Consider the following 26,608-nt stretch of genomic DNA (forward strand, 5'->3'; position numbering starts at 1 on the left):
TAGGTTTCCAACCTCAAATGTTGAAATAAAATCTGAAATTGAACAATTTATTTCTTCCTCTGTGTGCTGTCCCTGTGGTAAGATATGCATATGGCGTAAGTCCTTTCATGGTAAATGTTTTGTAGCAAATCCATTATACCTTATTTGAAAGTGACCTATGCCTATTTTATTTGTCTAAAGTATAGAGTTTTCAAGGTTCATCACACCTTTTGGGTGTGGGAAGTTTGAGTACCTAATAAATAGCCCTGAAGAACTCTTGATTTTCCGCCCAGCCGGCATGATTAAAGTTGCTACTATGGGTTTTGTTTTGACTAATAAACGATTTATTATTATTGATTCTGGTTTAATTTGTGAATTATCAAAAATCGAAAATACTTTAATTGAATATACTGCGTTCGGGTTCAAATATTTTATTATAGCTTATAATAAAAAAATTAGAGTATCAATTGATGGAATGAATGAAGAACAGTTACGATGTTTTGACTCATTTTTAAAAGCATATATCAAGAGATTTACTATCCCCAAAAATAATGATAATAAATCTTCGACAAATAAAATCAAGACTATAATACCGTCTTCTAAGGTAGAATCAAAAAATAATACAGTAAACAATTCTTGTTCTGCAAGTAGCAATTCATCAACATTATGGAAGTGTAAATGCGGAAAAGAGAACAATAGTAATTTTTGTACGGAATGTGGACAGCCTAATCCTATTTCTAACACATGGGTTTGTACAAAATGTGGAAATAAGAACGATAATAATTTTTGTACGGAATGTGGACAATCCAAACCTGCTTCTAGTACTTGGATTTGTACAAAATGCGGAAAAGAAAATGATTCGAATTTCTGTACAGAGTGTGGAAACAAAAGAAATGCTTAACTAACTGTATAGCACGGAGGAAGAAATGATTTGTAAAAAATGTGGTGCTGAAATAAGAGATGGAGCCCAGTTCTGTGGTAAATGTGGAACTTGTGTTTCCGAAACAATAAACCCGGTGCAAGCTACCGAAAAACGATCAGGCGTAGCATTTATTTGGATTGTTGTATGTGCACTTGTGGTAGTAGCGTGCGGAATCGGTGCTTTTTTATATTTTGATGGACAAAGTAAACCCGATACAAGTGAAGATATAATCGACATTTGGTACAAACTTAATAATGACACCGTTACTGACGATATAAAAGCTCGTTTTGATTTTGTTAACAGAAAGGACACATTAAAACCTAGATTCGGCACATCTAACGAGGTGGTAGAAAAATACAAAGAGCTCGTAAAGCGTGCTGAAAATGAGAATTGGAATACGGATACAGGCTATTTTGTTTTGGTATTGGATAATTCTGATCTATTAACAATCAATGAGGAAGAGGGCATAAAAAAGGCTATGATCCCGGTAACTAAATATGGTAATGCTGTTTTCATAACAACTGACGATAATTCATCAAGCGCTTCCGACTTTGCTGAGAATACATACTTCAACCTTATGGGGATAGATAGTGGTGCTTTATTCCTCATAGATATGAATAACAAAGAAATCTATATGCATATGGATGGAAAAATCTATAAGGAAATTGGAATTGAAGGTGCCGGTCGGATTATAGATAGTGCTTATATATCCGCAGATAAAGGGGAGTATTTTACTTGTGGTGAAAAAGCATTTGAACTTGTTTTGGAGGAATTAGAGAATTAAATAATGGTACACGGTACTTATTACGTTATGGGATATTTAATTATTTGATTTTTGGAACGCAGCATTATTTAGACCAATGTACTCTGCCCGGATAAAGAAGGAGCTTATAACCAATTATAAGAATATTCTTTTTTACATTCTTCCTCGTGAAAAATAAAATTATAGAAAAAAACAGAGGAGGCAACAAAATGGCAGAGTACAAATTATGGAATGCATTAAATGCAGCTAAGAATTACAAATGGATAGAGCTTTCACATTCATTGAACAATGACAGTCCATATTGGGCAGGGATTCCGGATGGATCGGTGGAACTTGCCAAAACAGTTTGGGACTGGGGAAAGCCTGAACTTGAATGCCTGATCCAGACGTTCAAATTTCCCGGACAGTTTGGAACTCATATAGATTTCCCCGGTCATTTTGCAAAAGGAAAAGACCTCTCAGAAAAATATGATGTTCAGAGTCTGATATTTCCCCTTGTGGTAATAGATATTTCGGAAAAGGCAAAACATAACCAGAGATATGCAGTCACAGTCGACGATATCAAAGAATATGAAGAGGAATATGGACAGATTCCGGATGGAGCATTTGTGGCGCTTAGAAGTGACTGGTATAAAAAATGGCCCGACATCGATGCCATATCCGGAATAGATGAAGAAGGAAAAGAGAATGCGCCAGGGTGGTCACTGAAGGCACTGGAGTACATCTACAAAACAAGAAATGCAGCTGCCAATGGTCATGAGACACTGGATACTGATTCCTCTCAGGTTGCTGAAGAACATCAGGATCTTATTTGTGAAAGATATGTTCTGGAAAATGAAAAAATCCAGGTAGAACTGCTCGCTAATCTTGATAAGGTCACTCCTGCAGGGGCTGTCATACTTGTTTCTTATCCAAGAATTGAAGGTGCCACAGGACTTCCGGCAAGAGTCTGGGCTATTTCCGAGTGATTTCTCATGAAATATAACATATAAGACGTTTATAAAAGACACGCCGGAGAAATGAATTTGACATTCTCAGACGTGTCTTTTTGTGTATTTCAGAGGAGGAAGAGACGTTATACTTAACGTAATAATGCCGATAATTTTTCTATATAATTAATTATCTTGAAAAATGGTCATTGATTTAATAGGAGGAAAATGATGAAAATCACAAGCTTTAACCCGCTGATATGTACGAGACACGCAGATGAAATTGTCAAAATATTTGAGGAACTGGGATTTGAGACGACCCACGTGAAAGAAAAGCTAAATGACGAGGATATTACAGAATTCCGCATGAAGGACGCAAATGGTTTCCATGTCGATGTCTCTTCGGCCGGCGATAAGCTTCCCATGCCGAATGACATTACGGTGATTCGTATCAATGTCGATGATTTTGACGAAGCAATGAAATATTTTACGGACAAAGGATTTTTTAATCCAATGGGAAACAGAATCATCGATGGTGGATCTTCAAAGGATGCGATTCTGTTTGCACCATCCGGGTTTGGAATCAGGCTCATTCAACATATCAAGAATCACGATTGAGGAAAGAAACATCATAATAGGAGGAGAATATTATTGTTATGTATGAGTTTTAACCGGAGTGCTTTTTTATATTCTCAGACGTGATCCAAATAAAAGCTACCGATGGAACTGTCTATCTTACCCACTCTGCAAACGTAATCCTCAGAACAAAATGATATAAGCAGATGTATAGCTTCAGCTTGCATCTGCTTCTTTTATATTGATGAGCTCAATCACACTGTAGTATCATTAAGTTAATGATACAATCCAAGAGGAGGGCTCTATGGATTTACGAAAGAAATGGATCACCAAAGAAGAAGAAAAAATGATCATCCGTACTTATAGGCTTCATAATCGAGAAATTGTTCCTTGGGGAGACCCCAGGGATCATCAGTATGAGATTCTACCTATTCGTAGGACCGGAAAAGACAGAGCCGCGATAATATCCATAAGAACCGAGTTTAACCCAGAAAAACCCTTTGAAGAAAAATCAAGAATCATTGTGTCTCATAGTGATTCATTTGGTAAAGTTACTTTTAGAGATATATGGGATAGGGACTCTTCTGGCAAACTATACTGGAGGTTCAGAAATCCTGTGAACGTTCCAATTTCCGACCGTGAAGAGATTGATAATCTTGAGTTCACCATAGAACAATTAGCCGAAAAGGTTGACTTCTGGGAAAAGAAATATCGCCATCTTTACAATACAATGATGGAGACTAAGCCAGCTGGAAGACCACCACATCCGGAGAAATTGGATGAACAAGCAGCGAAAGTCAAAGAGCTTCTCAATCAAGGACTTGGAGAGAAGGAAATAACTGAGCAGCTACAAATAAGCAGAGCGACTTTTTATCGGATGAAGAAAAGAATCTAATATATTTGGACTATCTCTAATTGAGGTATTCCTCTTTTTGTTTTGCAAGACTTAATGCTCATCTTTAAGGAAAAGGCGGATGTTTAGTCTTTTCCGATACATCATTTGCAACAGCAGTGCAACAGCTCTGATAAAGGCTGTCTATATAGGGGAGATCCAGTAATTGCAATACCGGCTTTACAGTCTCTTTTGATTCGTGAGACACATCCTTCTTATCCTTCTTTCTCTCGACCATCTGCAACAGGCACTCTTTGCATATTGGGAAGCATTTGTTCGCAAAACGATCATCGGAATAATATGCCTTAGATGACTGGAATTTTCCGCATTTCGGACAATACATGTAATCCTGATTGACTATCTTGGTGTAGTAATCAGCTATAGAGATATAGTCTTTCCTGATCTGAGCGACACCGGCTTCTTTAACTCCTTCTGGGGATTTAGCTTGTGGTAAATGTGCCATAGCAAATCCTTTCTTTTGTCATGTACCGTAAAGCACGATCACGTGAGAAACCCTGATACATGACTTTTGTTGTTAGTTTCCATTAGGGAATATATTAAGAGAGTTAGATTTCTTTTTTGCCGGATTCTTCAATAGGGACATCTTCTCCGGACTGAACAGCAGCTGTGAGAGTAAAAGGGATGTCTCCGAAAGCTACCGGAAAGATATCATCGAACTTGTATGAGTTTCCGTCGGCATCAGTGAACAATCCGTCACCGACGTAAATAATATCCTTAAGAGTTACGACGGACTTCCGTGTATTCTTTACTGTGATCATTCGATTCTACGTTTCATATTTTTGCATACTAAAAGACCCAGAGCCACACAGGACATCTGAGTTCAAACTATATAATATGGTTTTAAAATAGCTGGGATTGTGCTAGAATTTGGCAAGGTGCTTGCCAATACGGTAGCGGTTAGCCCTCCATCCGGAGGGATTTGTAATGCCCTCCAGAAAGGAGGACACCATGGTAACTTATTCTGATTTATTCCAGTTTGGAATTTTGATCGTTGCTATCATCGGTCTTGTATATAAGATTGCAAAAAAATAACCGCCTGTCCTGAGAAAACTTGCGGTTATTTTTATAACTAATTATGTTTGAGGGCTAACCGTCTATCGGCAAGCACTCTTTGTATGTTTATCTTAGTTTAGATAATGCAAAAATGCAATACCTATACAGCAGATTGTTTTCTACATTTTTATCTACAATAAACGTTTTTTCAAGAAGAGCTTTCGTGAAATAGATATGTTACTCTTCCCAAAACAAGTCATCCAGCGTCCTATCCAAAGCTTTACATATGGATATACATAAGGCGATGGTTGGATTATAATCTCCTTTTTCGATGGCACTGATAGTTTGTCTCGATACGTTACATATATCTGCCAGCTGTTGTTGAGAAAGATCCTTGGCAGCTCTTGCAGATTTCATTTTAAGGTTTTTCATGGATACCACCGAACTTATCTATAGCAAGCTTAATGAAATATGCTATCAGTACTAGACTAAAAGTAACAGTTATCAGAGCATTTACTGAGCTTCTGGTGACTAATCCATTAACAATAAAACCCTGTTCACATCCTCCGCTTATTGCGCAGTAACCATTGCTAATAATGACAAATAGAATAAGAGCGATCCACTTTGTCATCTTCTGTCCGACCTGAACATAGGCGTCATTAAAGATACAGTAAATAGTGTATACCAGTATTCCTATAAATACTATTGCAATCACTGCAAACTGAGGGGACACTATGTCTTTTGTTGGACCAAAGAAAAACAAGGCGTATAACAGGTTCAGTAAAATAACAGTGATAAAACTGATTTTATAGCCGGTTCCTCTGACCATATTCTGTCTTTCATCGTAGTGTCCGGAATTCTTTCCGGATTTTCTACTGCGAAAAAGGCAGCCTGTCAGAACAAGTGAAACAAACAAAAAGCCGAATATCACACCGTAGGTATATTTTCCCATCATTAACCTCCTTACAAATATATGTCTGCATAACTCCCAAAATGTTATGAAGCCATAATAAGTTGATTTTCTTTGTGCTGATAACGGATGGGCCTTGATCCTTGGAACAGATAATAATTTCTACTTTGTCTGTCAGGACTATCTTTCAGAAGAGAAGCCTCCTATGTATTCAGATGACGACCTTTACTGCTTAGCACATATTATAAATGCTGAGATGGGGTGTGAATCCTGGGAAGACAAGATCTATACCGGATCAGTGGTGCTTAACAGAGTTCATGGGGACCTTTGGTGGAGTAATGGCCAGCGGACAATAAGGGCAGTAGTCTTCAGAACAAAAATGACTCGGGCAGCGGAAAGTCCGGTGATTCTGCAGACAGTAACAAGGATTCCGGTTCAGGAAACTCAGGAAGTAATGGTGACAGCACTTCCGGTGATACTGAAGCAGGATCAGACAATGAAGATGATGCGAACGGAAATGTTTCCGGTGGATCAGGCGATTCATCAGGCAATAATGAAAAAGCTTCAGAAGATTCATCTGGAAACAATAAATCAGACAATGAAGATGATGTTAATTCCGGTGATAAAAAGGATTCAGATTCCGAAAATGAAAATACAGATAAGGATAATACAGATTCCGATTCAAACATAAAGGAAGGACAGGTATCTGATGAGTCTGAGAACCCGGAGGAAAAATCCGATGAAGATGAAGTTGTCGAAGGAGAAACCGAGGACAAAACAACAGAGGCAGAAGAAGTAAAGGAAAGCGAAACAGAACCGGAGGAGTCACTTCCCGAGGAGAGTCTGCCTGAAGAGACAAAGCCGGTGGAGACATTGCCTGAGACAACAGCGGCAGCTGCAAAGCAGAAGGTGAAGGAAAAAAGAGTATCTCACCATGGAAGACATCGCCGGAACGTGGACCATCGACGATATCACCACATATAGCTTTAAGGCAGACGGTACAGGAGCTCTCATTTTACCTAAGAACAAGTACAGCTTCAAGTACACTCTCGAAGAAGACGATTTGAATCAAAAGACAGCCATGTAATATCTATATCACTTTGGACAAATTTACATGGTTGTCTTTTCTTATGCTCTGATTTAACGTGACTTAGATTCATTATTTATAAAATAATTACATACTGTATACAGTGAAGTGAAGTGTGTTTACAAAAACGTTTTATGCGCGAAGCTCAAGAGCTTTTTACTATACATATTGCTATTAATTGAGAGACAGACTGAATTATGCTAGTATTAAGACATGTATATGAACGTAACGGAAAGAGGTGTGTTCGCATGCTAAAGACAGTTGGACTGGGTTTACAAGATTACGAAAAGGTCATAACAGAAAATGCTTTTTACATAGATAAAACTGATTTTATATCTGAATGGTGGAACAGCAAGGATGATATCACATTGATCACCCGCCCCCGCCGTTTCGGAAAAACTCTGATGCTGAGTACAGTAGAAAAATTCTTTTCTGTAAGACAAGGAAACAATGAGGAACTTTTTAAAGAATTGAATGTTTCCAAAGATATGGAAATGATGAAAGAGTGCGGTAAATGGCCGGTACTCTTTGTTTCCTTTGCTGCTATCAAAATGAACAATTTCAAAGGAGCTTTGGTACAATTCAATCAACTGTTTACTGATATAGCCTCAAGTTTGTCATTTCTCAAGGAAAGCCTTGACGAGAAGGAAAGAGAATTCTACGATTCCATATCAGATAACATGAATATGGATATAACAGTGAAATGCCTGAATCGGTATTCATCATGGCTTAGAAAATATTATGGAAAAAAGTTGATTATCCTTATTGATGAATATGACACTCCTATGCAGGAGGCATATGTAAATGGCTATTGGGATGAAATCTCCGGTTTCATGCGGAATATGTTTAATTCCACTCTAAAAACCAATCCAAACCTTCAGAAAGCCCTTTTGACCGGTATCACACGCGTAAGTAGAGAGTCATTGTTTTCAGATCTTAACAACTTGAAAATAGTAACTATTTCTTCTGATAAGTATGCTGATTGTTTTGGATTTACTGAGAAGGAAGTATTTGAGGCATTAGATGCTTACGGATACAGTTCTGAAAAGAAAAAGGTAAAAGAATGGTACGATGGATTTAAGTTTGGAAATACTGAAGATATCTATAATCCATGGTCCATCATTTCTTTCCTTCAAGAAGGAAAATATGAACCGTATTGGGCCAATACAAGCTCTAATTCACTTGTGTCAAAGCTCGTAAGAGAAGGGAGTGTTGAGATAAAGAAGGATTTTGAAGATCTGCTTAATGACGGAGTGATACAAACAAAAATTGATGAACAGCTTGTCTATGGCGAGATGACAGGTAATCAGAATGCCATATGGAGTCTATTATTCTCAGCGGGCTATCTAAAGCCGGTTTCTATAGATGGCGAAGGAAACATGGCGGTGTATAGCCTTAAACTCACAAACCACGAAGTTAAGGACAGCTTTAGTCTGCTTGTAGAGAGATGGTTTGAGAATGCAGGGGAGAATTACAGTTATTTCGTAAAAGCACTCCTGGAAGGCAACATAGATGACATGACGGATACATTGTCAGAAATCTGTGAAAGTATGATCAGTACTTTTGACGGAAGTGGTAAAGCGGCTCCGGAAAACTTCTATCACGGTCTTGTAATTGGGCTTCTTGTGGAACTCCGTGACAGATATGAGATAAAGTCAAACCGAGAAAGTGGCCTGGGCCGTTATGATGTCATGCTCCGTCCGAAGGATAAAAAGGATAATGCTGTAATCATCGAGTTTAAGTCCAAGCGTCGAAGCGATAATGGCAAGACTCTTGAAGAGCTTTGCGATATAGCACTTAAACAGATCGAAGATAAGAAGTATGAAATCGAACTTCTTGAAGCGGGATATAGCAAAGACAGGATAATAAAGCTTGCTTTTGCTTTTGAAGGAAAGGAACTTCTGATAAAACGTCAAGATTAAATGTAATCTGCCTCCATTGCATACTGTATACACACGAACATATGTTTGCGCTAAACTCAGGTTTAAAGAATAAATCGGCAATATTTAAATGTTGCCTGTTCCTAAATTGAAGAAGTTAACGAGACTTTTCATGTTTTTTTATGGCAAAAAGGTCTCATTCTTCACCAATCAAAAAGGACCCCATGGAGGGATCCTTTTTTGGTTGAATTAAACGGAAAGAATGGATATCCATATTACGTTCCGTAATGATCATCAACTATCTGATCAAGCAATTCGAAATTACGGAAATCACTGTAATCTGTTGTTCCGTCTGTATTCTTCTTTGTAATATCATAATCTGGTGATACACCGGCTTCTACATTTCCTCCATTCTGATAGTTAAATACTCTGAATGCTGATGCTGAATATTGAACACCCTGATTCATTTTAAAGAAAACAAGATTGCATGTTCCGCCAGCACTTTTCTCTCCTATTATCGGAATTCCGGCTTCCTTACACAGACAAGGGAACAGATTGCCGCTTGAAAATGAACCCTGGGAACACATAACGGCATAATTAAAGCCATAATCAAAGTCTTCATCGTCCCCTTCAAATTTACCATCCTGATCCATATCGTAATCTAACTTTTCATATGTCGCATTGCCGGTCATTGCACTTTCATAGTAGAATTCATCTCGCTTATCTTTGGTAACGGCATTAAGCATATACATACATGATTCTGTAGAACCTCCGCCATTATCCGAATCATCAAATATGAAATTCTTCATGCCATGCTCTTTCGCAAGATCAAGCGCTTTCTTAAAGTTCCTTACAGCATTATCGTCATAATTTGTATATACAAAGATTCCGGTGTCATCAAATTCATAGTAACGATAGCGTTGTCCTTCTTCTGTCTCTTCATCAAAAACAGCCTGATATTTATCAAACTCACTGCCGTACTCTTTGATTATCATCTTGGCTTCCATTTTACTTATATAATCGCCGTACCACTTCCGATAAAGAACAGTCCTTATATTGTCGGGTTCCTCTTTTACGATCCTGCCAAGTTCAGCAAACGCCGTTGTCCCATCAAGGTCAGTGAGAATATCCGTAGAAAGATCTGTATGACCGCCATCATATAACATAGTTGACAAAATTATGGTACCAAATAACAGATCAACAGTCTTATCAGAATTAAGAAGCTCTTTTACCTGCCTTGTCTCATCACTGTAGCTTTCAAGCGTGGCATCAAATCCTTTATCCATGATAGACTCAGCTAATATACAATGCGGTGCGTTGCCATATATATTATCCATAACAAAGCAAAGCTCCCCATAGGTATATGCTATCTCACCGGCATCCCTGACTTCTTTATTGAAATAGTCCTCCCAGTTAACAGTAGGTTTGTCGGAACTGTAATTCAGATAAATCTTATTATCATAATAAACAGTATTCAAATAAGAAACCCCTGTAAAATCAGCTGCTGTTGTAAGCGGAAAATATACTTTGTCGTCTTCTTCTATGATATCTATTCCGTAATTTGAAAGATCGATATCAAGGGCGTAGGGATCTTTTCTGTAATCAGTAGCAATGATATGTTCATATACATATTCTGTATCATCTGTCGGATTCAGCCTCTGATCGTTATATAAGAACTGCTCTATTTTATCAGAATGTAGTGTATCCTTAACCGTATCAACTGTCATATTGCCTTTGGCATTACTTATCTTATACACTCCACTGCCTTGTGATGATAAAGAGAATACATTGGCCGTATCATATACTTTATTCATATATTCAACAACATCAACATAAGGAACCGGAATGCCTTCTTTCATAAAGCCACTGATAGTTGAAGCTTTACCATCCGGATCGACTACTTCAAGCTGCGCCACATCATAAGCACCTGTCTCCTGCGCTTCATTCACTTCTTCCGGTGATTTCGTAGATTGCTTCGTTGTAGGTTCTGTCGTAACCTGTGCATCTACTACATCCGATGCTTCTATGGATGCGGAAGCCGTTGTTTCGTTTGAGCCTGATGATCCGCAGGCGACAAGGTTTATTGACAAAGCCGATACCAATGTCAGTGAAATCAATATTCTCTTCATAAAATCCTCTTGTTAAATCAGAAAAAATCATTGGGTGACAAATGATCAACTCCCAAATTTACCAGACAGTGATACGATCTTCAGGAGCAAGATACATGCCGTCCCCTTCTTTAATATCATAGAAATTCAGGAAATCATCGTAGTTCTGTAGCGGAACATTGGCACGATATGCTTCCACAGGATGATCATTGGTATCAACGTATTCTTTTTCCGCTTCCTCATAACGTGCCTGCTTCTGAATGATGGCAATCTGTTTGAAGAATGTGTCGTAATCGAAATCCTCCTGCTCCTTCGCAATGGAGAGCAGGCATTTTAAGGATCCAAGATCCGAAATGGCTTCTCCCTGAATCAACTGCGCGCCCTCTTCTCCGTAGGTGGCATCGGAAACCTGCGGCATAGGCGCCAGCTCACTGTAATACTTGAGCAGTTTATCCACCCGTTCCTGGAAAGCCTTCCCGTCTTCATCTGTCCACCAGATCGTCTGAGCTCCGTTTTTATCATAATTGGCACCGGTTGTATCAAAGGCATGGGTGAGCTCATGGCCAACTATCATGCAAAGGCCGCCCATCTTCTTTTCCAAAGGCCAGCTTTCATCATAATAGTCGCCACCGCAGATACCGGCTAAGATATTCATGGAATTATCCTGCGGCATATATATTGCCCCCAAAGTGCTGTAATACGTATCATATCTCCAATAGGTTCCGTCATTTTTACAGGATAACGGAGCCGCCTCTGACAGCCTGAAGTATCTTCTTCCCTTGATAATAGCGCTGAGTGCCGTTTCGCCTTCGGCAGCGGTTCCGATGGCATCGCATTTGACATCATACACTTTTTCCGGATAGCAGATATGCAGTTTAATGTTATCCAGTTTTTCGATGGCGATCGCCTTTGTCTCATCAGAAAGCCAATCCTCTTCCATAAGCATCTTACGGTAGGCTTTGACCATCATATCAGTCAGCTCCTCCACCTGGGGCTTGATGCTCTTATCAAAGCAATAATTGACGTACATCTGATCCACCATGGATGGCACAGTATCTTCCATCACTTTCAACGCATAGGTATCAGCATCGTTTATAGTCTTGGAGCCGTTCAATTTTGCTGTCTCTTCATATGTTTCAAAATCACAGTATTTCGTGAAATCCAAAAGTGTATTTACAAGCGTCCACGCTTTGATACCTTCAATATTTTCATCCGAATAATTCTCATCAAAGCTGTCAACAATCTTTGTATACCCTACCATGATCTTTCCTTTGAAATCGACATCATAACCTAAAGACCTGAAGATATCCGCAAAAGGAAGTTTTTTGTATTTCTCCTCAAACTCTGCGATTGTAAGCGTGCTTGTGGGATCTCCCGAAATGTCCGCCATGATGGCTTCTATCCCCGGAAGGAATTTACGTTCAAACCCTTTTGCAGTATCAAAGATATCGTTCGCCTCGCTTTCAGAGTATCCGAGACGTTTCAGCATGTACTCCGCAGTCTTATGCTTAATGGCAAGTCCATCGGTTTCCGGGGCTCCCTCCTGATAGTCATCGGGTTCATCCGACAGCAGAGAAACATTCTGAATACACAGCATATTAACAAAGGGATCCAGCGGTTCCGGTATAATTGAGACACTCACCATCGGCGTTCCATAGAGATTGCGTCCCGGATCAGAGTAGTATTTCGTCATCTCCTCAACAGAGGAAATAGACATAAGATCCTCCACATAGGGCTTTAATGGGTCAAGTCCTTCTTTATTTCTGGTATCCCAGTCCGTAAGCAGTGCGTAATAGTTTTGGAGTGATGTCAGATCCTGATCATCCTTTTTTTCGCCAGTCAGGACTGCAAGCTTTGCTTCGTTGATATTATCAGTCTGCTCTGTTCTTGCGGAAACATTTTCTGCGCCCTCTCTTATCTTTACGTTCTCAGCCCAGTCCCGGTTAATGGCTGCCGCAAAATCATCCTTAAGGCTGATATCGCCCATACCCTCATAGGTTCCGTAAATTCCGGAGTCAATCCACTTTGCACCGGGGCGATCAGCTACAGGTTTATATTCAGCTGCAGTTGTTTCCACTGAAGTATCTATCGGTTCAGATTCTTTGTTTTCATCACTCTCAGTCATGGTGCTCTGCTGTTCATTGGCACTGCCGGATGTTACGTTGGTAGTCCCTGTGCTTCCACATCCGGTAAAAAATGTACCAGCCACTATTATCAATGACAAAATACTACTGATCAGTCTCTTTTTCATAGGTAGCCTCCTGCTTGCATAAAAGAACGAAGGTATTTAGCTCATCCGGTCTTTTTGTTTAAGTTATATTCCCAGCAATCCATTGATGTATGTTGTGAGATACTGCCTGTCGTAGAACTGTTCTGGTTTGGGGATTACAAAGTCCGGTGTCACTCCCTGGTCTATATCATAGAAGGAACCGTTTTTCATGTATGCCAGGCGCTTTAAGCCCGATATCTGGAAAGGACATCCATCGGCGGTAGTGAGGTTCTGGACCACACATGCTCCACCACCTGAGGTCTGTCCGAGTATCATTACCCTGTTGGAATTCTTGAATACGCTGGGCACAAGATTGCCGCAAGAAAAGCTCTTGGATGTGGTCAGGCAGAACAGATTGTAGTTTCGCAGGCTGTCCTTCTCGTCAAACTTGCGGTCCAGGTTTGCATCAATCTTGAAATTTTGGGATACCAGAGCGCCGGAAAGAGGATTCATCATGCAGATGGATCCATCACCCAAAAACATACCTATCACATATGCGGCGGCATCCGCCATACCACCTCCATTGTTGGACAGATCCAGGACAACATTCTCAATGGGGCTTCCTTCTCTGGTGATCTCATTATAGGCATGGATCATCAGCCCCACCGTATCCTCCGGGTGATCCTCAGGTTTTTCTCCGCTGTAATAATCAACATCAGCAAAATAGAACTCGTCAAAGGTAATATAGGCCGTGTTTCCAACTTCCTCGTATCCGGGGATCTCGTCAGGATAGTATTTCTCCCTGGCTTTTGTATATCTTTCTTTGTCATCTCTTCTGTTGATTATAGATGGACCGAAATTCCTTTCAGGTTCCTGTTTCATCATATAGGATTTTGAAATAAAACCGCTGTGGCTGTCATCGAAATACTTGATAGTAAGATCCGCCAGCGCCTGACCCGCCACCTGTGGATCCGTACTAAGCATATCCACCGCCAGACCTGTCATCTGGAAGAGATTGTTGAAATTCTTGATATTATGCTGTTCTTTTAAGCCATAGAGAGCGTCCAGGGCGAAGCAGAGCTCCTTATAGTTAAAGGCTGCCAGCTCTTGGCTTCTTTCCGCAGGCGGGTTAGAGATATAGTATTTGTCTGCGATGGCATCCAGATTTCCCCCGGCCTGAGCAAAGACAGCCTCCCCATTGTAAAGCGTAGTGACACTGTACTGAGACAGGATGATATCGCTCACCAGCTGCAGAGGCAAATAGTATTCGCCGCCCTGAGCCACCAGGTCTATGCCGTACTCTCCGGGACTGAAGGTCACCGGATCACCGTACCGTTCGAAAGAGGAATCGCTCTTCTGGAACAGATGAGGCTTTCCGTCCTCATTGAACCCGGTGGAAGCGATGACGTCTAGCAACGGATCTGAATCTGATATTCGGATGAATGCATCGTAGTCATAGAATTTGATCGTGTCTTTTGCAAAGTCAATCCTTGCAGGATATTGGGTCTCCCTGGTCAGGGTTACCGTATCAGCGTCCTTTTCAATCTCCAGGGAATATTTCTCCCCTCCTTGTGCTCCATAAAACAGACCGGTCACCCTGGCAATCAGACTCTCCATGGTATCTAACGTGATATAGGGGATATCCGTCACTCCGTCCATAAACGCTACTTCAATTTCAAAGGTATTCTCCGGATCCGTGTCACCGATATATAGGGGCAGAGTCTTGGTCTCAATCTGATACTCTTTTTCCTTTACGGTAAAGAGCTCTCCTTTTCCCCATAAGGACAGTGCCGTCTCTTCTTCTACGGCTTCAGCATTATCCGGAGCTTCTGTAGTTTTTTTGACTTCAGATGTTCCTGCGTCTGCAGTTGTTTCTGCAGCTTCAGCTTCCTTAATGCCGGTAATGCTTCCCTCCGTGGAATCTGGTCCTTTTTCTTCACCTTTAGTCTCCGTAGTCTCTGTTACGGACGCCGCTTCGGGTGTGTCGAGAGCGCTGCATCCGGAAATGACCATACACACAACCAACGTTGCAGTCAGTAAACGGCTCATTGTTTTCTTCTTCATAATTTTAATCCTTTCGTTACCAAGGGCGGAAACCTGCTTGCTTTAGCAGGTGGAGCATCCCTGTGAATTGATACTCACAAACATATGTACCATACTGTATTAAGTGAATTTTAATAATTCCACTTATCTTCAATATATCGACAACTATGTATAAATAGTTAAGTTTTGGAGAGATAATGAACCTTTAGAAAAGTGCACCGGTTTCCTGGAACCCTCAGACATTTGAAAAAAGCCGGAGGTTTTTGCCTCCGGCTCATTTGTATACTTTTTTAGTTCTTAATATGCTGTATGAGATCAATGATAAACCCGGATGGAGATTTCATTATAGCGTACTTGCTTGACTCAGTGCTATTACCAAATCCCTCTACTTCTCTGAATCCCTTTTCCTTTAACAGTGCATATGCCTCATCAAAATCATCAACATTCATACGTATGGCTGTTATTTCCCTCGGTGTACCGGGTGCTTGCACTATATCAATATGAAATCCGTTAGAATCTTTCATACGATGTGTAGAAAACTCCACGTCTGAGCCTATCTTATTATGTGTCTGCTCAAATCCAAGTTCCTTAAACAGTTTGATAGTAGGCTCAGCATCTTTGGTATAAATCATCGGGTTGAATGTTGTTATTTTCATAATGTACTCCTTTTTATAATCTACTGTGGACCAATATAGGTTGAACCTCCAAATCCGATAATCAACGTACCAAGATTCGGAATAAGCATCGTAAGGATACGCATACCTACGCCGCAGCCAAAAGACTTGGCCAGTTTCCATAACATGATATACATTATTACAACATTTATAAGAGGAATGAGCATCAGCAGAAAAAGCCATCCGTTTCCCATAGCAATTTTGAAAAGATAATAAAAATCCACGATCGGGATCAGGCTCTTCCAGCCGGCTTCGCCGGCTTTTACAAAAATCTTCCACATTGCTATAACTAAAAGAAGATATACGATAAATGATACCAGCAAACTAAAATTATTTTGATCTTCCATTTCACACCCTCCTTTTCTTTCTATAAAAAGCATCGTCCTGAAAAATGTCGACAGATTCTTATCAGGAAATAAGCATTCAGCTTATTTAATATATAAAAACCCAAAACGTCCTCCGCATAATATGTCTCGTTTTCCGGGGCCACGTCAAAATACAGTGTCGGACGGTAAACAAGGATGCTGCCGTCGGGCTGAAGGATACTATCTTGCTATGCCAGAATAATATAAAGCCGGAGGCTTTTACGCCTCCGGTCTTTTTGATTCTATAATTTATCCTTCATCCTTCTTGATATGCTTAACGAGTGCGATACGGAACCCAGACGGAGAAACCATAGTCGCTGCTTTTGAGCTTTTAGTATCCAATGTATCATCTCCACGTGTATTTGTGAATCCGTGAGATTTCAGGATATTATACGCCTCCTCAAAGTCATCCACATTCATACGAATAAGCGTGTAATCTTTCGGAACACCCACCTGTGCAACATCAACGTGGAATCCTCCCTCATTTTTCATGCGGACAGTGGAAACATCTCCAGTTTCCGTTAATGTTACCGGGGCATGTGTCTTTTGAAATCCAAGCTCCTCGAAAAGCTTAATAGCTGCATCTGCTTCCTTAGATACAATAATTGGGTCAAAAGTCGTGATTTTCATGGTTCTCCTCCTGTAAAAAATAATCTCATTTCAATTAAACATCGACACGGTCTTATCGAAGCATAACCAAGAATTTTATTTCAGAGCCTCATCTATCCCTCTGATTCTAATGTCATTAATAATTGCTCGCTGTTCCGCATCTGGTCTATCCTTTATTATGTGCATCCATGTGTTTCAGGTGCACCTTTCGTATGTAACGGCTGCCCTTCCAGTACATCCCAGACCTGCCATTTCCCGAAGTTCAGTTACGATGCCAAGATGGCTCAGCAGGCCTATGAGGATAAGCTTAAAGAGTCCATAGAAGGCATTTCCATCTCTACTGAGGATATGACGGAGCTAGACAATCTTGTATCTCCGCTTTTGATGAATGGGCATTCTATATCCTCTGTATTTACCAATCACGAGGACGAAATCCCCGTCTCTGAGAGGACTTTATACTCTTTATTGCTGATCAAATGATTTCTGATCATCGATAATTTACCGGAATCGGTAACATCCAAAATTCAGTAATTTCTTACTCCTCCATAGGAAAGCTTATATATTCGTTTAATTTTTGCGGATATTATGTGTTGACAAATTGTACAAATACCCGTACAATGTAATCAAGTTAAAGAGATGTGGCGAGTGCTTCACAGATCTAAGATTATTCGTAAAGAACTAAGAACGGTAGATGATATGGCGTGTGCTTCATGGATTCGAGGTTCTTTTTTTGTACCCCTAATATCTTCCCTGTATTGAACCGAGTTATCTTATATGATAAAGAAAAACAATTTTAACGGAGTCGATTTATGGATACATTTCTTATGATTATCTTCTGCTTATCTCTGATAGCATTTATTATATTATTCACACTATTGATTCTTAATGTCGTTCGCAAGAAGCCTATTACAAAGGTTATTATCCCTCTTGGCATTTCCTTTTGGATTGCAGTTATTTCCTTGGTAGTTGCAGCACTATTAGACCCTGATTCTAGTTATAAAGGGATCTCTGTTGATGGAGTCAGGGTTAAGTAATCTTAGTTAGGAGGGTTTTATTATGTTTATAGCGAGTATCGTATCGTTCTTCATTGGTATTATCTTTATCATCTCATATCCGATCAACAAAGCTAAGAATGCCCGTTGTACAGCTCAGACCCAGGGAACACTCACTGAAGTTCGTGGGCGGTATAACTCTCAAGGCAGCCTCAAAGATATGCATGTTTATACCTACTATGTAAACAGCATTGAGTATAGGCTTGAAACCCTGGACCATAGCCTCCAAGTAAATAATATCGGAGATACTTGTACCATATGGTATGACCCTTTAAGGCCGGAGTACGCTCAAGCTTTTCATGGCTCTGATAAATACTTGTTGACTCTTCTATTTATTGGAATGGCTATGATTCTATTAGGCATAGTCCTCTTGTGCACAGGTTTCATACAACAATTTATTCTGTAAATATTGCTAACAATTACATTTCATCCATGCATTATTGAACACATCATCTCGTCTGTGTCTAATAATATATTCCTATTATTAAGATGCTATCATAATATTCTAGTGGCTTTCTAACACGTTACTTTGTTAAAATACCGCGCAGGGTTATCGTAGTGTGGATGGAAGGATATTTAATCATATGGCGAGAGAAACAGAAAGAAAATGCGATACTTGTCGACATAACATGCGTGACTATAGAGGCACCTATTGCGGTTGTCTTCAGAATTCAGAATATGGATTATACTCAATCTACGGTTGGTGTGAGCACTATGAGAAATATGTTCGATTTGGCGGAATTGATACAACAAGTCCTCGCAAAGAATTCTATCTTAACGATATGAGCATCACTTTCAAGGATTCACTGACTCATCAGCAGATGAAAGATTTATTTGAAAAGGCCCTGCAAACCATCGGTGTTATTCACCAGAAGGGTTGTCCAATGTAATATGGGTTTATTAAGTCGGTACTTTTTGTACCGGCTTTTTATATGACTTTTTTCTATAGCCTCCCACTTTTTTTCTATAACCTTTATGCAATGTTTCGATAGACAAGTTTGTACACCTACGTGTAATATTATGTGGCATCAGCAATATTATCAATGCATTTAAGCGTTTTTATAAGCCGTGTATCTGTTATTTGTACTTACAGAGGTAAACTATGATTCAGTTTGACGATATTCCATTTTCGCCCAAAATGTCCGCAGCTTTATCAGAACTTAAAATCAACTATGTGTTCCAGTCCATCTTCTATCCTGACGGGAAGACTGTATTTGCAAGAGAAGCTCTAATGAGACCTCTCAATATGACCGTCACTGAGCTGATAAATGAATATACCCATAGAAATGAGCTATATACCCTGGAGGTTGCCACTCTGTTTGGGGCTATGAAAGAATTCAGGGCTCGTGGATATTCCGAATTGCCTTCTATAAACTCATTCCCTTGCGAAACCTTTGCTGACGAGGAAATACAAGCTTTTGGGGATTATTTCTCCGCAAACCTTCCTCACTTTATTGTTGAGACTTTAGAATATCCTGAATTCGATCCTGTTATTTCCGCTCTGAAAAGAAAACATATATCTTTATGTGATAACTTTCTTGCATTGGATGACTTCGGATCTGGATTAAACACTGAAGAGATTGCTGAATTTATGAAACCTAATATCATTAAGCTGGATCGCTCTCTTTTGACCGGAGTAGATTCTGATGAGGCTAAACAGATGAATTGTAATAAAATCATAGAAGCTTCTCATAAATGCGGAGTTAAGATCGTTGCTGAAGGTATTGAGACTAAGGGCGAGTTCGATTGTATGAAACAGCTCGGTGCTGATTTCTTCCAAGGATACTACTTAGAAATGCCAGCATAAAAAAATCCACTTGATTTCTTAAAGATGGCGATATTCTGAATTAATATCTATAAATTCATTTCCATGTGAATTTTTCACTGATGAAGATTCCAAAACATTTTTCGACTATTTTGAAGGGCAAAAGATACCATCATGTATAGTTGAAACATTAGAGTATCCTGTATTTGACCATGTAGCCTCTGCATATAAGCGTAAACAAACTTCTCAATTCAATAATCTTCTTTCATTGGATGACTTTGGTTCAGGACTAAACACATGTGAAATCGCAGAATTTATGAAACCAGATATAATCAAGCTTGACCGCTCTCTTCTGATCGGTATTGATTCCAATAAAGAGAAACAAGCTAATTGCGATCATATTATTTCCGCTGCTCACAATCACGGTGTAAAGATTGTCGCTGAAGGTATTGAAACTAAGGCTGAGTTTGAGTGCATGAAGCAGCTTGGTTCTGATTTCTTCCAGGGATATTATCTGGGGATGCCAATTTGACTAATAGGTTTTATTTATATATAAAGACTTAAGACTGCGGAAATGCATAAGGTTATGGTCGGGTTGTAGTCTCTTTTTCGATGGTACTCATGTTGATAGATACATCGATACCTACTAATAATTCTCTTCTAATTAACCGATATAATACAATATGAGCGTAAAAACATCTTTTAACAGACTCATATTTCCAAAAAGATAAATTCACGAAGAGATGAGGTAATAATCTATGGAGAGAAAAGAACTGTTATTCGCAGTTAACCCTGTGTTTGCCACAGCAAAAGGATGTCTTGGACTGTTAAGTCACACCGGCATCAAGGAAGCAGCTGATCTTGCAAAGGTTATTGATTTAACAGTACCGCGATCTTCTGATACACCGTTTGAAATTATCAGAGCCTATATGGTGTCAAACGAGGCACGTTATCATATCGGTAATAAAATGGCCGAACAGTCTGGCTGCGATGTTGTTATAGATCTCCCTTGCGGATATGTTCCAAGGGGACTTGCCATATCTAAAGCAGGCAAACAGTTTTATGGCCTTGATCTGCCTGCAGTTGTTGAAGAACTTGAGCCGGCCATCCGTGGACTTGCATCCAAAGAGCAAAATGAACTGATGCATTATCACGCTGTTGATGCAACGAATCTTGATTCATTAAAAGAAGCTCTTAAAGATGCTAGCGGAAAGATATGTATCCTGATGGACGGACTTCTTGGATATTTCAACAAACCTGAGCTTGACACTGTATGCCATAATATCCGCGAACTTCTGAAAGAGCACGGCGGGATGTGGATCACTGCAGACAAGTACAGCAAAGAACTTGGAGCTGTAACATTCTCAGCATTAACAGACTCAGATGGAGAGATTGTGAAGGAGATGATGGAAAAAGGCGGCACCAGAGTCGCAGACATTCCCATCAATCATACAGTTATGCAAGGTTCTGTCCCTGAAGCCAAAAAGTATTTTGCTGACCTTGGATTTGAAATAAAAGAAGTCACCTATAAAGAAGTATTACCTGATCTTATGAGCCTTAAAGATCAACCGGAAGACATGGATAAACTCCGTAAGGCATATGATGATATTATACTTTGGGTGATGACTGTAAAGTCATGTAAAAAAACTGATACAGAAAATACTAAAAAGTTCGATGTCAACTTCCGCACAGATGGCGATCAACTTCAGTGCGGTATCGCAGGACGACTGGATACCATCACTGCCCCGGAGCTTCTGTCAGGATTCGAGGCTCATAAAGGAACCGATCTTAACGAGATCATAGTTGATCTTACAGATACAGAATATATCTCATCAGCCGGGCTCAGGGTTCTGCTCATCATGTGTAAATCTCTTCCGGATAAAAACAGATTCCATCTCAAGAATCCGTCAAAGGATGTACTTGAAATATTGAATGTCACAGGCTTTGCAGATATGCTGAATATTGATTGATCACCAATAAAATATTAAACACAATATTTCACATATGAAAAAGCACGAGTGGATGTATGTCCATCTCGTGCTTTTCAAACATACCGGCTTTTAGATATATTAGACGTGCCTATAAAATTATACACGTGCTAAAATATCAGTTTCATCAGATCTCTTTCACAGTATTTTCTCCTGCAACTTAACCTGTATGATAGTCACCGACAAACATGTACATTACTGCCAACACAGGTGTAAATAGGCATGATTTGTTCCTTGAATACACGCTCCTCTTTCTTGGAATCGAGCAGCGTAACACAATCATGTTTGATCTTGAAAACTTGGTAGGGACAAACCGATTACCGATCCTCTTAAACAGCTGAATGCTTAATTCATTTTCAATACGGGACAGATACATTTCATTTATAGTAGCAATTTAAAAGCAGATGTAATCCTACGCGATACATCTGCTTTATTTCATTTCAGTATTTAAATGTAGTATTGCTCTTTAATTAAACTCATTTTCCGGAAGTTCATCCAGAGATTTGAATTTATATCCTGCACTTTCCCATCCTGTGAGCAGTTCATCCAAAATTGAAGCATTGGTACTTGAAGTGGCATGCAAAAGCACGATGGCGCCGGGATGGATTCGCTTATTCAGAGTGGCAAGAGCGCTATCACGGGATGGCTGTGCTTTCTCGTCATAGTCCTTGTAGGCAACAGACCAAAGCATGGTCTTATATCCCATTGCCCTTGCTAACATCAGCTGTGCCTGGGAGCTTTTTCCTTCAGGCGGGCGATAATATCTGTTCATGGGATGTCCCGTCAGCGCCTCATACTGTTCCTCAACAGTATTAACTTCTGTAAAAAACATCTCCTTTGTGGTGACAGTAGACATGTTTTTATGATTCAATGTATGATTTCCTACTGTAAAGCCGTTCTTCGCTATGGCCAGTACTATCTCAGGGTTAGACTTAATGCAGGCTCCCGTCACAAAGAAAGTTGCCGGAGCATTATGCTTCTTAAGTGTCTCCATGATGGATACCGTATGTCCGTTTTCATAACCAAGATCAAAAGTAAGATAACATACCATGTCAGAAGTATTTTCCCTGGAATAAGTATCCAGGCTTCTAAGCCATATTTCATCTGCATTTCCAACCGGAACAGAGTTTGCCGAAGGATAATAATTCCCCCAATCCATGTTTGCTCCTCCGCCCGAAAGCAATGCAAAATCAGCCTGTATTGCTTCATCCGACTTGATCACGGCGGGCACACGTATACCGTCAATTATCGTAACTTTGCCGGTTTCTTTTTGGGTACTGTCTGTCTCCTGAACTGTACTTTCCGGACTTTCAACATTCTGTACACCGGGTCCTAAAACCTCTGAAGAAGCCTCCGATGGATTGTTTACAGCATCTACCCCTTTAAGAGTGGCGCCTGCAAAAGAAGATACAGCCACTGTCCCTGTAAATAAAAATGTCATCAGAACCCCGGCAACATATTTATCAAATTTCATGATTCCCCTTCCCTTCGTTTTTTTGAATGAAATTTTTTATACCATAATTCTATTTTACACTCGTCTTACTATATTTCCAGGCTTTTCAGTTTACCTTAAAGTCAATCGCTTCATCGGCACACAGTGGCTTGGAGAAGTAGTATCCCTGAATAGTGTCTGCATTAAATTCGGCAAGTTTTAAATATTGCCATTCATACTCAACGCCTTCTATGGTTATGGTCTTTCCGATATCATGAACAAGTAGAATTACGTCACGGATAAAATCTTCCTTACCATCCATAAGGTAGGTATCAACCAAAGACTTATCAAGTTTGACATCATCCACCGGTACATAGGTAAGATATGCCAATGATGAATAACCTGTTCCGAAATCATCAAGAAGAAGTTTGATGTTCATGTTTTGGAAACATTTGAATAGTTCTGAGGTTCTTGATGATTCTTCCAGTAAAAGAGATTCTGTGATTTCAATCTGTACATACTTAGGATCTACCTTGTACTGAAGCAAAAGCTTCTTCAGATAGTCGCAGTATCCCTGATCATGAATCTGCCTGCTGGAGAAATTTAATGAAATCGGATGAATGGTTTTTCCTTGTTCCGTCCACTGATGCAGCTGTTCCACAACCAGCTTTGTAATCAATCTACCCAGCTTTATGGTCCAGCCGCTTTTTTCGATTATAGGTATAAAGACTGCAGGTCCGTATGGGGAATCTTTAAGTCTGACCAGTGCCTCATAACCGATAACTTCCTTTGTTGATGCCGAGATCTTAGGCTGATACATCAGATAGAATCCATCCGAATCAAATGCACTGAGAAATGCAGTTTTGATATTGGATTCAAGTATGAGCTTGTTCTTCATATCCTCTGCATAAACAAAGACCATATTTTTACCTCTGACCTTTGCTTCATACATGGCTATCTCTGCATTGATGACATGTTGTTCAGGAGTCGTTTCTCCGTCAGAATTGGATATTCCTATACTTGCAGACAAAATAACATTGACAGTGTCTGCATTAAAAGGCTGGGTGAACAATGTCACTATATTTTTCACGGCCGCAGAAGTCTGATCCAGATTTTTACCTCTGTAAAGCATCAGGAATTCGTCTCCGCCGTATCTGCCTACTACCATGTTGTTTGCCAATGCATATCGCTTAAGAGCATTTGATATATTGACTAATATCTTATCTCCTATCTGATGACCGTAATTTTCATTAATGTCTTTGAAACCGTCTATATCAATCATCAGAACGGAATAGATATCATCGGATTTCAGATTATTGTTTAAAAACCTGACTATGGATCCTCTGTTCAGAAGTCCCAGTAGCTCATCATGATTTGCCAGATACATAAGCTTGTTCTGGGAGCTTACTATCTGTTCCTTGGATCTTCTCAGTATCTTAACCTGATCTTTTTCATTAATGAAGGCTGACAGTGCTGCAAGAATAAATGAAAGAAGTGATGTTGCCATGATGAATACTATAGGCAGCATATTCTTATAAAGCTCATAAAAAGTCACAGGCTTACCAAAGTATACGGTGTCCTCCGGCAGCTGCTTTTCTGTGATTCCATATCTTTTCATAAGCGGGTAATTGAATTCTGTTATCCCGGGAGTGTACATCGAAAGTGAATATGTGGATATATCCGCTCCATCATTTAAAACTTCTGATATAGTATGTGCAGCCTGCTTTGACTGTTCATAAAAGTCCATGTAAGTTCCGCCTAAAACGCCGGCATCTCTTCCCTCTGCATAATTTCTGAAAACAGGCACATTTACATTGTTTACTATAAGACTTGTGGAATCATATATCGAATGAACATTGCCATTTTTATCGTTGTAGCATGTCATGTAAAACAATAGCGTATCCGGTGAAAGAACCCTTAGATTTTCTACAACCTCTCTTTCGGTAAGAGCTTCTACATCTATATCATCAAAAGTGTAATCATTATACTGACGTTCCATTGCATAGAACTGTTCAACGTCTGCCATTCCTGCGGGGGATTCATCATGTACCGCCACAAGTTTTTTTGAGTCGGGAAATAAATCCATGGCAGTAATCATAGTCTGATGAAGATAATTCAGCTCATAAAAGCCCGTTATGTAAGGATTTTCTTCAGCTTTATAGGCCAGTCCCAGATCATTTACACCAAAAAATACCATAGGAAGCTTACTAAAAAGCTCATCCTGATGTTTCATTGCAAAAGCCAAAGCATCATCATCACCTAACAGTACGGCTTCATACTGCAGTTTGTTTTCCTTATATCTGTTTTTGAAAAACTTATAAAACTCATTTATGTCTTCATCGGACCTGAAATTCTTTGTATCCATGTAAATAACATCAAATTCGATGCCGTTGGAATATAGTTCATTTTCCAATCCGGCCATCTGATATCTGTATGTATAGAACATAGGTTCATATGAACAAAGAAAAAGAATCTTATGATTGGTTTCACGGGGTTTATTGATACGGAATGTATCTTTTTCATAAATCTCATATGCAAGCATAACAAGGGTGGTGAAAAAACAAACTATTCCGATCAGAAAAAATAAACCTCTTGCTATGGTTAATAACTTTCTTTTTTTCATAAGCTCTATCGGTAGAATAAAAAAAATACACCTACAAAAGTCGCTGCCCGGATTCGATGATGGTCTCATCGATTATTGGCATGGAATAAGGTATCAAAACCTCATATCTTATTAAACGACATTTGTGGTGTATTTTATTAGTATTTTAGGCAATATCCAAAGGAGATATACTGTTTATGATCAAATCATAAATCCCTGAAACAAGATTGCTTTCATATCTGCAATTAACATTGGTTCTCCGTGAGTTTATAGAGATACATATCTCACCGTTTGAATCTAAAAACGGATAAAAACGGCATATTTCATAACCGGTTGTATGGGAATTGATGTTGTAGGCACAAAAAGGTTCCAATGCTCTCATATCAGGTTCAACGGACCAGTGTCCTTTGATGCTTTTACTGATATTGTTGGCTATCTCCATAAGGGTAACTCTCAGTTCATCCATACCTACCCCATTGTTTTTTTGTAAATCTTCAAGTCTCATTATAGTTCTACCTTTCATTGGGATCGTCTGCGAATTGAATTACGCTCTGCAGCAGCTTGCGGCAAATATTACTGAATTTCATAAAACCGCAAAAACCATATGATTGTATCACAAAACATCTTAAATGTGTATTCTATTTTGATCCGAATGGCCATTTTGAATGGCCATTTTTGTATAAAAAGAGAGGGAGATACCGATACTCCCTCTCTTTTTATGCTGATATAACTTCAATTAAACTTGTCTTACAATGACGTGAGTATCAAAAGTATTGCCCCTCACTAATGATGTGCATCCCCACACACAT

General features: G+C 39.5%; 28 protein-coding genes. 15 read left to right on the forward strand and 13 right to left on the reverse strand.

The window, feature by feature from the left end; translation table 11 throughout:
* Positions 1-295: 295 nt before the first annotated feature.
* The 5 genes from T515_RS04595 (at position 296) to T515_RS04615 (ending at position 4,064) form a co-directional block, all read left to right on the forward strand.
* On the forward strand, positions 296-880 hold the full coding sequence (locus T515_RS04595) for a zinc ribbon domain-containing protein (protein ID WP_155988263.1): 585 nt from the start codon (positions 296-298) through the stop codon (positions 878-880).
* A 25-nt stretch (positions 881-905) separates the two neighbouring features.
* On the forward strand, positions 906-1,685 hold the full coding sequence (locus T515_RS04600) for a zinc-ribbon domain-containing protein (protein ID WP_036608199.1): 780 nt from the start codon (positions 906-908) through the stop codon (positions 1,683-1,685).
* Between the two features lie 188 nt (positions 1,686-1,873).
* Positions 1,874-2,632, forward strand: a complete 759-nt coding sequence (locus T515_RS04605) for a cyclase family protein (RefSeq protein ID WP_036608201.1) — start codon at positions 1,874-1,876, stop codon at positions 2,630-2,632.
* 189 nt (positions 2,633-2,821) lie between these two features.
* Positions 2,822-3,211, forward strand: coding sequence for a hypothetical protein (locus T515_RS04610; protein WP_155988265.1), 390 nt, complete (start codon positions 2,822-2,824; stop codon positions 3,209-3,211).
* 262 nt (positions 3,212-3,473) lie between these two features.
* Positions 3,474-4,064, forward strand: coding sequence for a helix-turn-helix domain-containing protein (locus tag T515_RS04615; protein WP_036608205.1), 591 nt, complete (start codon positions 3,474-3,476; stop codon positions 4,062-4,064).
* Positions 4,065-4,128: 64 nt separating this feature from the next.
* On the opposite strand, the gene T515_RS04620 is transcribed toward T515_RS04615, so the two are convergent.
* Positions 4,129-4,524, reverse strand: coding sequence for a hypothetical protein (locus tag T515_RS04620; RefSeq protein WP_036608206.1), 396 nt, complete (start codon positions 4,522-4,524; stop codon positions 4,129-4,131).
* Positions 4,525-4,627: 103 nt separating this feature from the next.
* The gene (locus T515_RS04625) at positions 4,628-4,840 is read right to left on the reverse strand and encodes a hypothetical protein (protein ID WP_036608209.1); all 213 of its coding nucleotides are present in this window, start codon (positions 4,838-4,840) and stop codon (positions 4,628-4,630) included.
* 190 nt (positions 4,841-5,030) lie between these two features.
* Here T515_RS04625 and T515_RS18415 point away from each other — a divergent pair, with 190 nt between their 5' ends.
* A complete protein-coding gene (locus tag T515_RS18415) occupies positions 5,031-5,114 on the forward strand; it encodes a putative holin-like toxin (protein ID WP_242839332.1) in 84 nt (27 codons plus the stop codon).
* 198 nt (positions 5,115-5,312) lie between these two features.
* On the opposite strand, the gene T515_RS04630 is transcribed toward T515_RS18415, so the two are convergent.
* On the reverse strand, positions 5,313-5,507 hold the full coding sequence (locus tag T515_RS04630) for a helix-turn-helix transcriptional regulator (RefSeq protein WP_036608211.1): 195 nt from the start codon (positions 5,505-5,507) through the stop codon (positions 5,313-5,315).
* Positions 5,494-6,030, reverse strand: a complete 537-nt coding sequence (locus T515_RS04635) for a hypothetical protein (protein ID WP_155988266.1) — start codon at positions 6,028-6,030, stop codon at positions 5,494-5,496. The genes T515_RS04630 and T515_RS04635 overlap by 14 nt, the downstream gene beginning before the upstream one ends.
* Positions 6,031-6,121: 91 nt before the next feature.
* On the opposite strand from T515_RS04635, the gene T515_RS04640 reads away from it, so the two are divergent.
* The 3 genes from T515_RS04640 (at position 6,122) to T515_RS04645 (ending at position 8,994) form a co-directional block, all read left to right on the forward strand.
* Positions 6,122-6,676 (forward strand): hypothetical protein, encoded by a 555-nt coding sequence (locus T515_RS04640; protein WP_036608215.1) that lies wholly within the window; start codon positions 6,122-6,124, stop codon positions 6,674-6,676.
* Positions 6,677-6,919: 243 nt separating this feature from the next.
* Positions 6,920-7,072 carry a DUF5640 domain-containing protein gene (locus tag T515_RS17340; RefSeq protein ID WP_155988268.1) on the forward strand — a complete coding sequence of 51 codons (153 nt, stop codon included), beginning with the start codon at positions 6,920-6,922 and terminating at the stop codon, positions 7,070-7,072.
* Positions 7,073-7,320: 248 nt separating this feature from the next.
* Positions 7,321-8,994: an AAA family ATPase gene (locus tag T515_RS04645; protein ID WP_036608217.1), complete on the forward strand. Its 1,674-nt coding sequence runs from the start codon at positions 7,321-7,323 to the stop codon at positions 8,992-8,994.
* A 233-nt stretch (positions 8,995-9,227) separates the two neighbouring features.
* Here the strand turns inward: T515_RS04645 and T515_RS04650 are convergent, their stop codons facing one another.
* From T515_RS04650 to T515_RS04675, 6 genes are all read right to left on the reverse strand, one after another.
* Positions 9,228-11,081, reverse strand: a complete 1,854-nt coding sequence (locus tag T515_RS04650) for a S41 family peptidase (RefSeq protein ID WP_036608219.1) — start codon at positions 11,079-11,081, stop codon at positions 9,228-9,230.
* A gap of 58 nt (positions 11,082-11,139) precedes the next feature.
* Positions 11,140-13,311 (reverse strand): M13 family metallopeptidase, encoded by a 2,172-nt coding sequence (locus T515_RS04655; protein ID WP_036608222.1) that lies wholly within the window; start codon positions 13,309-13,311, stop codon positions 11,140-11,142.
* Between the two features lie 63 nt (positions 13,312-13,374).
* Positions 13,375-15,333, reverse strand: a complete 1,959-nt coding sequence (locus tag T515_RS04660) for a S41 family peptidase (protein ID WP_036608225.1) — start codon at positions 15,331-15,333, stop codon at positions 13,375-13,377.
* Between the two features lie 269 nt (positions 15,334-15,602).
* Positions 15,603-15,968 (reverse strand): VOC family protein, encoded by a 366-nt coding sequence (locus T515_RS04665; RefSeq protein ID WP_036608227.1) that lies wholly within the window; start codon positions 15,966-15,968, stop codon positions 15,603-15,605.
* 20 nt (positions 15,969-15,988) lie between these two features.
* Positions 15,989-16,333, reverse strand: a complete 345-nt coding sequence (locus T515_RS04670) for a DUF5684 domain-containing protein (RefSeq protein ID WP_036608230.1) — start codon at positions 16,331-16,333, stop codon at positions 15,989-15,991.
* Positions 16,334-16,600: 267 nt separating this feature from the next.
* A complete protein-coding gene (locus tag T515_RS04675; RefSeq protein ID WP_036608233.1) occupies positions 16,601-16,981 on the reverse strand; it encodes a glyoxalase/bleomycin resistance/dioxygenase family protein in 381 nt (126 codons plus the stop codon).
* Positions 16,982-17,769: 788 nt separating this feature from the next.
* Here T515_RS04675 and T515_RS04685 point away from each other — a divergent pair.
* The 6 genes from T515_RS04685 to T515_RS16415 all read left to right on the forward strand — a co-directional run bounded on the left by T515_RS04685 (position 17,770) and on the right by T515_RS16415 (position 21,747).
* Positions 17,770-17,994 (forward strand): hypothetical protein, encoded by a 225-nt coding sequence (locus T515_RS04685; protein ID WP_036608238.1) that lies wholly within the window; start codon positions 17,770-17,772, stop codon positions 17,992-17,994.
* Positions 17,995-18,016: 22 nt separating this feature from the next.
* Positions 18,017-18,418, forward strand: a complete 402-nt coding sequence (locus T515_RS04690; RefSeq protein WP_036608240.1) for a DUF3592 domain-containing protein — start codon at positions 18,017-18,019, stop codon at positions 18,416-18,418.
* A gap of 178 nt (positions 18,419-18,596) precedes the next feature.
* Complete coding sequence (locus T515_RS04695; RefSeq protein WP_155988271.1) at positions 18,597-18,902, forward strand: hypothetical protein; 306 nt, start codon at positions 18,597-18,599, stop codon at positions 18,900-18,902.
* 212 nt (positions 18,903-19,114) lie between these two features.
* Positions 19,115-19,819, forward strand: a complete 705-nt coding sequence (locus tag T515_RS04700) for an EAL domain-containing protein (protein ID WP_036608245.1) — start codon at positions 19,115-19,117, stop codon at positions 19,817-19,819.
* Between the two features lie 136 nt (positions 19,820-19,955).
* Entirely contained in the window at positions 19,956-20,309 is a 354-nt protein-coding gene (locus tag T515_RS17025; RefSeq protein WP_242839333.1) for an EAL domain-containing protein, read from the forward strand.
* Positions 20,310-20,535: 226 nt separating this feature from the next.
* Positions 20,536-21,747 (forward strand): STAS domain-containing protein, encoded by a 1,212-nt coding sequence (locus T515_RS16415; protein WP_051671438.1) that lies wholly within the window; start codon positions 20,536-20,538, stop codon positions 21,745-21,747.
* 484 nt (positions 21,748-22,231) lie between these two features.
* On the opposite strand, the gene T515_RS04715 is transcribed toward T515_RS16415, so the two are convergent.
* The 3 genes from T515_RS04715 to T515_RS04725 all read right to left on the reverse strand — a co-directional run bounded on the left by T515_RS04715 (position 22,232) and on the right by T515_RS04725 (position 26,322).
* Positions 22,232-23,239 carry a polysaccharide deacetylase family protein gene (locus T515_RS04715; protein WP_051671439.1) on the reverse strand — a complete coding sequence of 336 codons (1,008 nt, stop codon included), beginning with the start codon at positions 23,237-23,239 and terminating at the stop codon, positions 22,232-22,234.
* 85 nt (positions 23,240-23,324) lie between these two features.
* On the reverse strand, positions 23,325-25,820 hold the full coding sequence (locus T515_RS04720; RefSeq protein ID WP_036608247.1) for a bifunctional diguanylate cyclase/phosphodiesterase: 2,496 nt from the start codon (positions 25,818-25,820) through the stop codon (positions 23,325-23,327).
* A 145-nt stretch (positions 25,821-25,965) separates the two neighbouring features.
* The gene (locus tag T515_RS04725; RefSeq protein ID WP_155988273.1) at positions 25,966-26,322 is read right to left on the reverse strand and encodes a hypothetical protein; all 357 of its coding nucleotides are present in this window, start codon (positions 26,320-26,322) and stop codon (positions 25,966-25,968) included.
* Positions 26,323-26,608 lie beyond the last annotated feature (286 nt).

The organism is Oribacterium sp. P6A1 (genome assembly GCF_000702885.1).
Lineage (GTDB): Bacteria > Bacillota > Clostridia > Lachnospirales > Lachnospiraceae > Oribacterium.

What these genes read in the sequence shown, in the direction of transcription:
- T515_RS04595 (WP_155988263.1), top strand. Translation starts at nt 296, where the DNA reads ATGGGTTTTGTTTTGACTAATAAACGATTTATTATTATTGATTCTGGT.
- T515_RS04600 (WP_036608199.1), top strand. Translation starts at nt 906, where the DNA reads ATGATTTGTAAAAAATGTGGTGCTGAAATAAGAGATGGAGCCCAGTTC.
- T515_RS04605 (WP_036608201.1), top strand. Translation starts at nt 1,874, where the DNA reads ATGGCAGAGTACAAATTATGGAATGCATTAAATGCAGCTAAGAATTAC.
- T515_RS04610 (WP_155988265.1), top strand. Translation starts at nt 2,822, where the DNA reads ATGATGAAAATCACAAGCTTTAACCCGCTGATATGTACGAGACACGCA.
- T515_RS04615 (WP_036608205.1), top strand. Translation starts at nt 3,474, where the DNA reads ATGGATTTACGAAAGAAATGGATCACCAAAGAAGAAGAAAAAATGATC.
- T515_RS04620 (WP_036608206.1), bottom strand. Translation starts at nt 4,524, where the DNA reads ATGGCACATTTACCACAAGCTAAATCCCCAGAAGGAGTTAAAGAAGCC.
- T515_RS04625 (WP_036608209.1), bottom strand. Translation starts at nt 4,840, where the DNA reads ATGATCACAGTAAAGAATACACGGAAGTCCGTCGTAACTCTTAAGGAT.
- T515_RS18415 (WP_242839332.1), top strand. Translation starts at nt 5,031, where the DNA reads ATGGTAACTTATTCTGATTTATTCCAGTTTGGAATTTTGATCGTTGCT.
- T515_RS04630 (WP_036608211.1), bottom strand. Translation starts at nt 5,507, where the DNA reads ATGAAAAACCTTAAAATGAAATCTGCAAGAGCTGCCAAGGATCTTTCT.
- T515_RS04635 (WP_155988266.1), bottom strand. Translation starts at nt 6,030, where the DNA reads ATGATGGGAAAATATACCTACGGTGTGATATTCGGCTTTTTGTTTGTT.
- T515_RS17340 (WP_155988268.1), top strand. Translation starts at nt 6,920, where the DNA reads ATGGAAGACATCGCCGGAACGTGGACCATCGACGATATCACCACATAT.
- T515_RS04645 (WP_036608217.1), top strand. Translation starts at nt 7,321, where the DNA reads ATGCTAAAGACAGTTGGACTGGGTTTACAAGATTACGAAAAGGTCATA.
- T515_RS04650 (WP_036608219.1), bottom strand. Translation starts at nt 11,081, where the DNA reads ATGAAGAGAATATTGATTTCACTGACATTGGTATCGGCTTTGTCAATA.
- T515_RS04655 (WP_036608222.1), bottom strand. Translation starts at nt 13,311, where the DNA reads ATGAAAAAGAGACTGATCAGTAGTATTTTGTCATTGATAATAGTGGCT.
- T515_RS04660 (WP_036608225.1), bottom strand. Translation starts at nt 15,333, where the DNA reads ATGAAGAAGAAAACAATGAGCCGTTTACTGACTGCAACGTTGGTTGTG.
- T515_RS04665 (WP_036608227.1), bottom strand. Translation starts at nt 15,968, where the DNA reads ATGAAAATAACAACATTCAACCCGATGATTTATACCAAAGATGCTGAG.
- T515_RS04670 (WP_036608230.1), bottom strand. Translation starts at nt 16,333, where the DNA reads ATGGAAGATCAAAATAATTTTAGTTTGCTGGTATCATTTATCGTATAT.
- T515_RS04675 (WP_036608233.1), bottom strand. Translation starts at nt 16,981, where the DNA reads ATGAAAATCACGACTTTTGACCCAATTATTGTATCTAAGGAAGCAGAT.
- T515_RS04685 (WP_036608238.1), top strand. Translation starts at nt 17,770, where the DNA reads ATGGATACATTTCTTATGATTATCTTCTGCTTATCTCTGATAGCATTT.
- T515_RS04690 (WP_036608240.1), top strand. Translation starts at nt 18,017, where the DNA reads ATGTTTATAGCGAGTATCGTATCGTTCTTCATTGGTATTATCTTTATC.
- T515_RS04695 (WP_155988271.1), top strand. Translation starts at nt 18,597, where the DNA reads ATGGCGAGAGAAACAGAAAGAAAATGCGATACTTGTCGACATAACATG.
- T515_RS04700 (WP_036608245.1), top strand. Translation starts at nt 19,115, where the DNA reads ATGATTCAGTTTGACGATATTCCATTTTCGCCCAAAATGTCCGCAGCT.
- T515_RS16415 (WP_051671438.1), top strand. Translation starts at nt 20,536, where the DNA reads ATGGAGAGAAAAGAACTGTTATTCGCAGTTAACCCTGTGTTTGCCACA.
- T515_RS04715 (WP_051671439.1), bottom strand. Translation starts at nt 23,239, where the DNA reads ATGAAATTTGATAAATATGTTGCCGGGGTTCTGATGACATTTTTATTT.
- T515_RS04720 (WP_036608247.1), bottom strand. Translation starts at nt 25,820, where the DNA reads ATGAAAAAAAGAAAGTTATTAACCATAGCAAGAGGTTTATTTTTTCTG.
- T515_RS04725 (WP_155988273.1), bottom strand. Translation starts at nt 26,322, where the DNA reads ATGAAAGGTAGAACTATAATGAGACTTGAAGATTTACAAAAAAACAAT.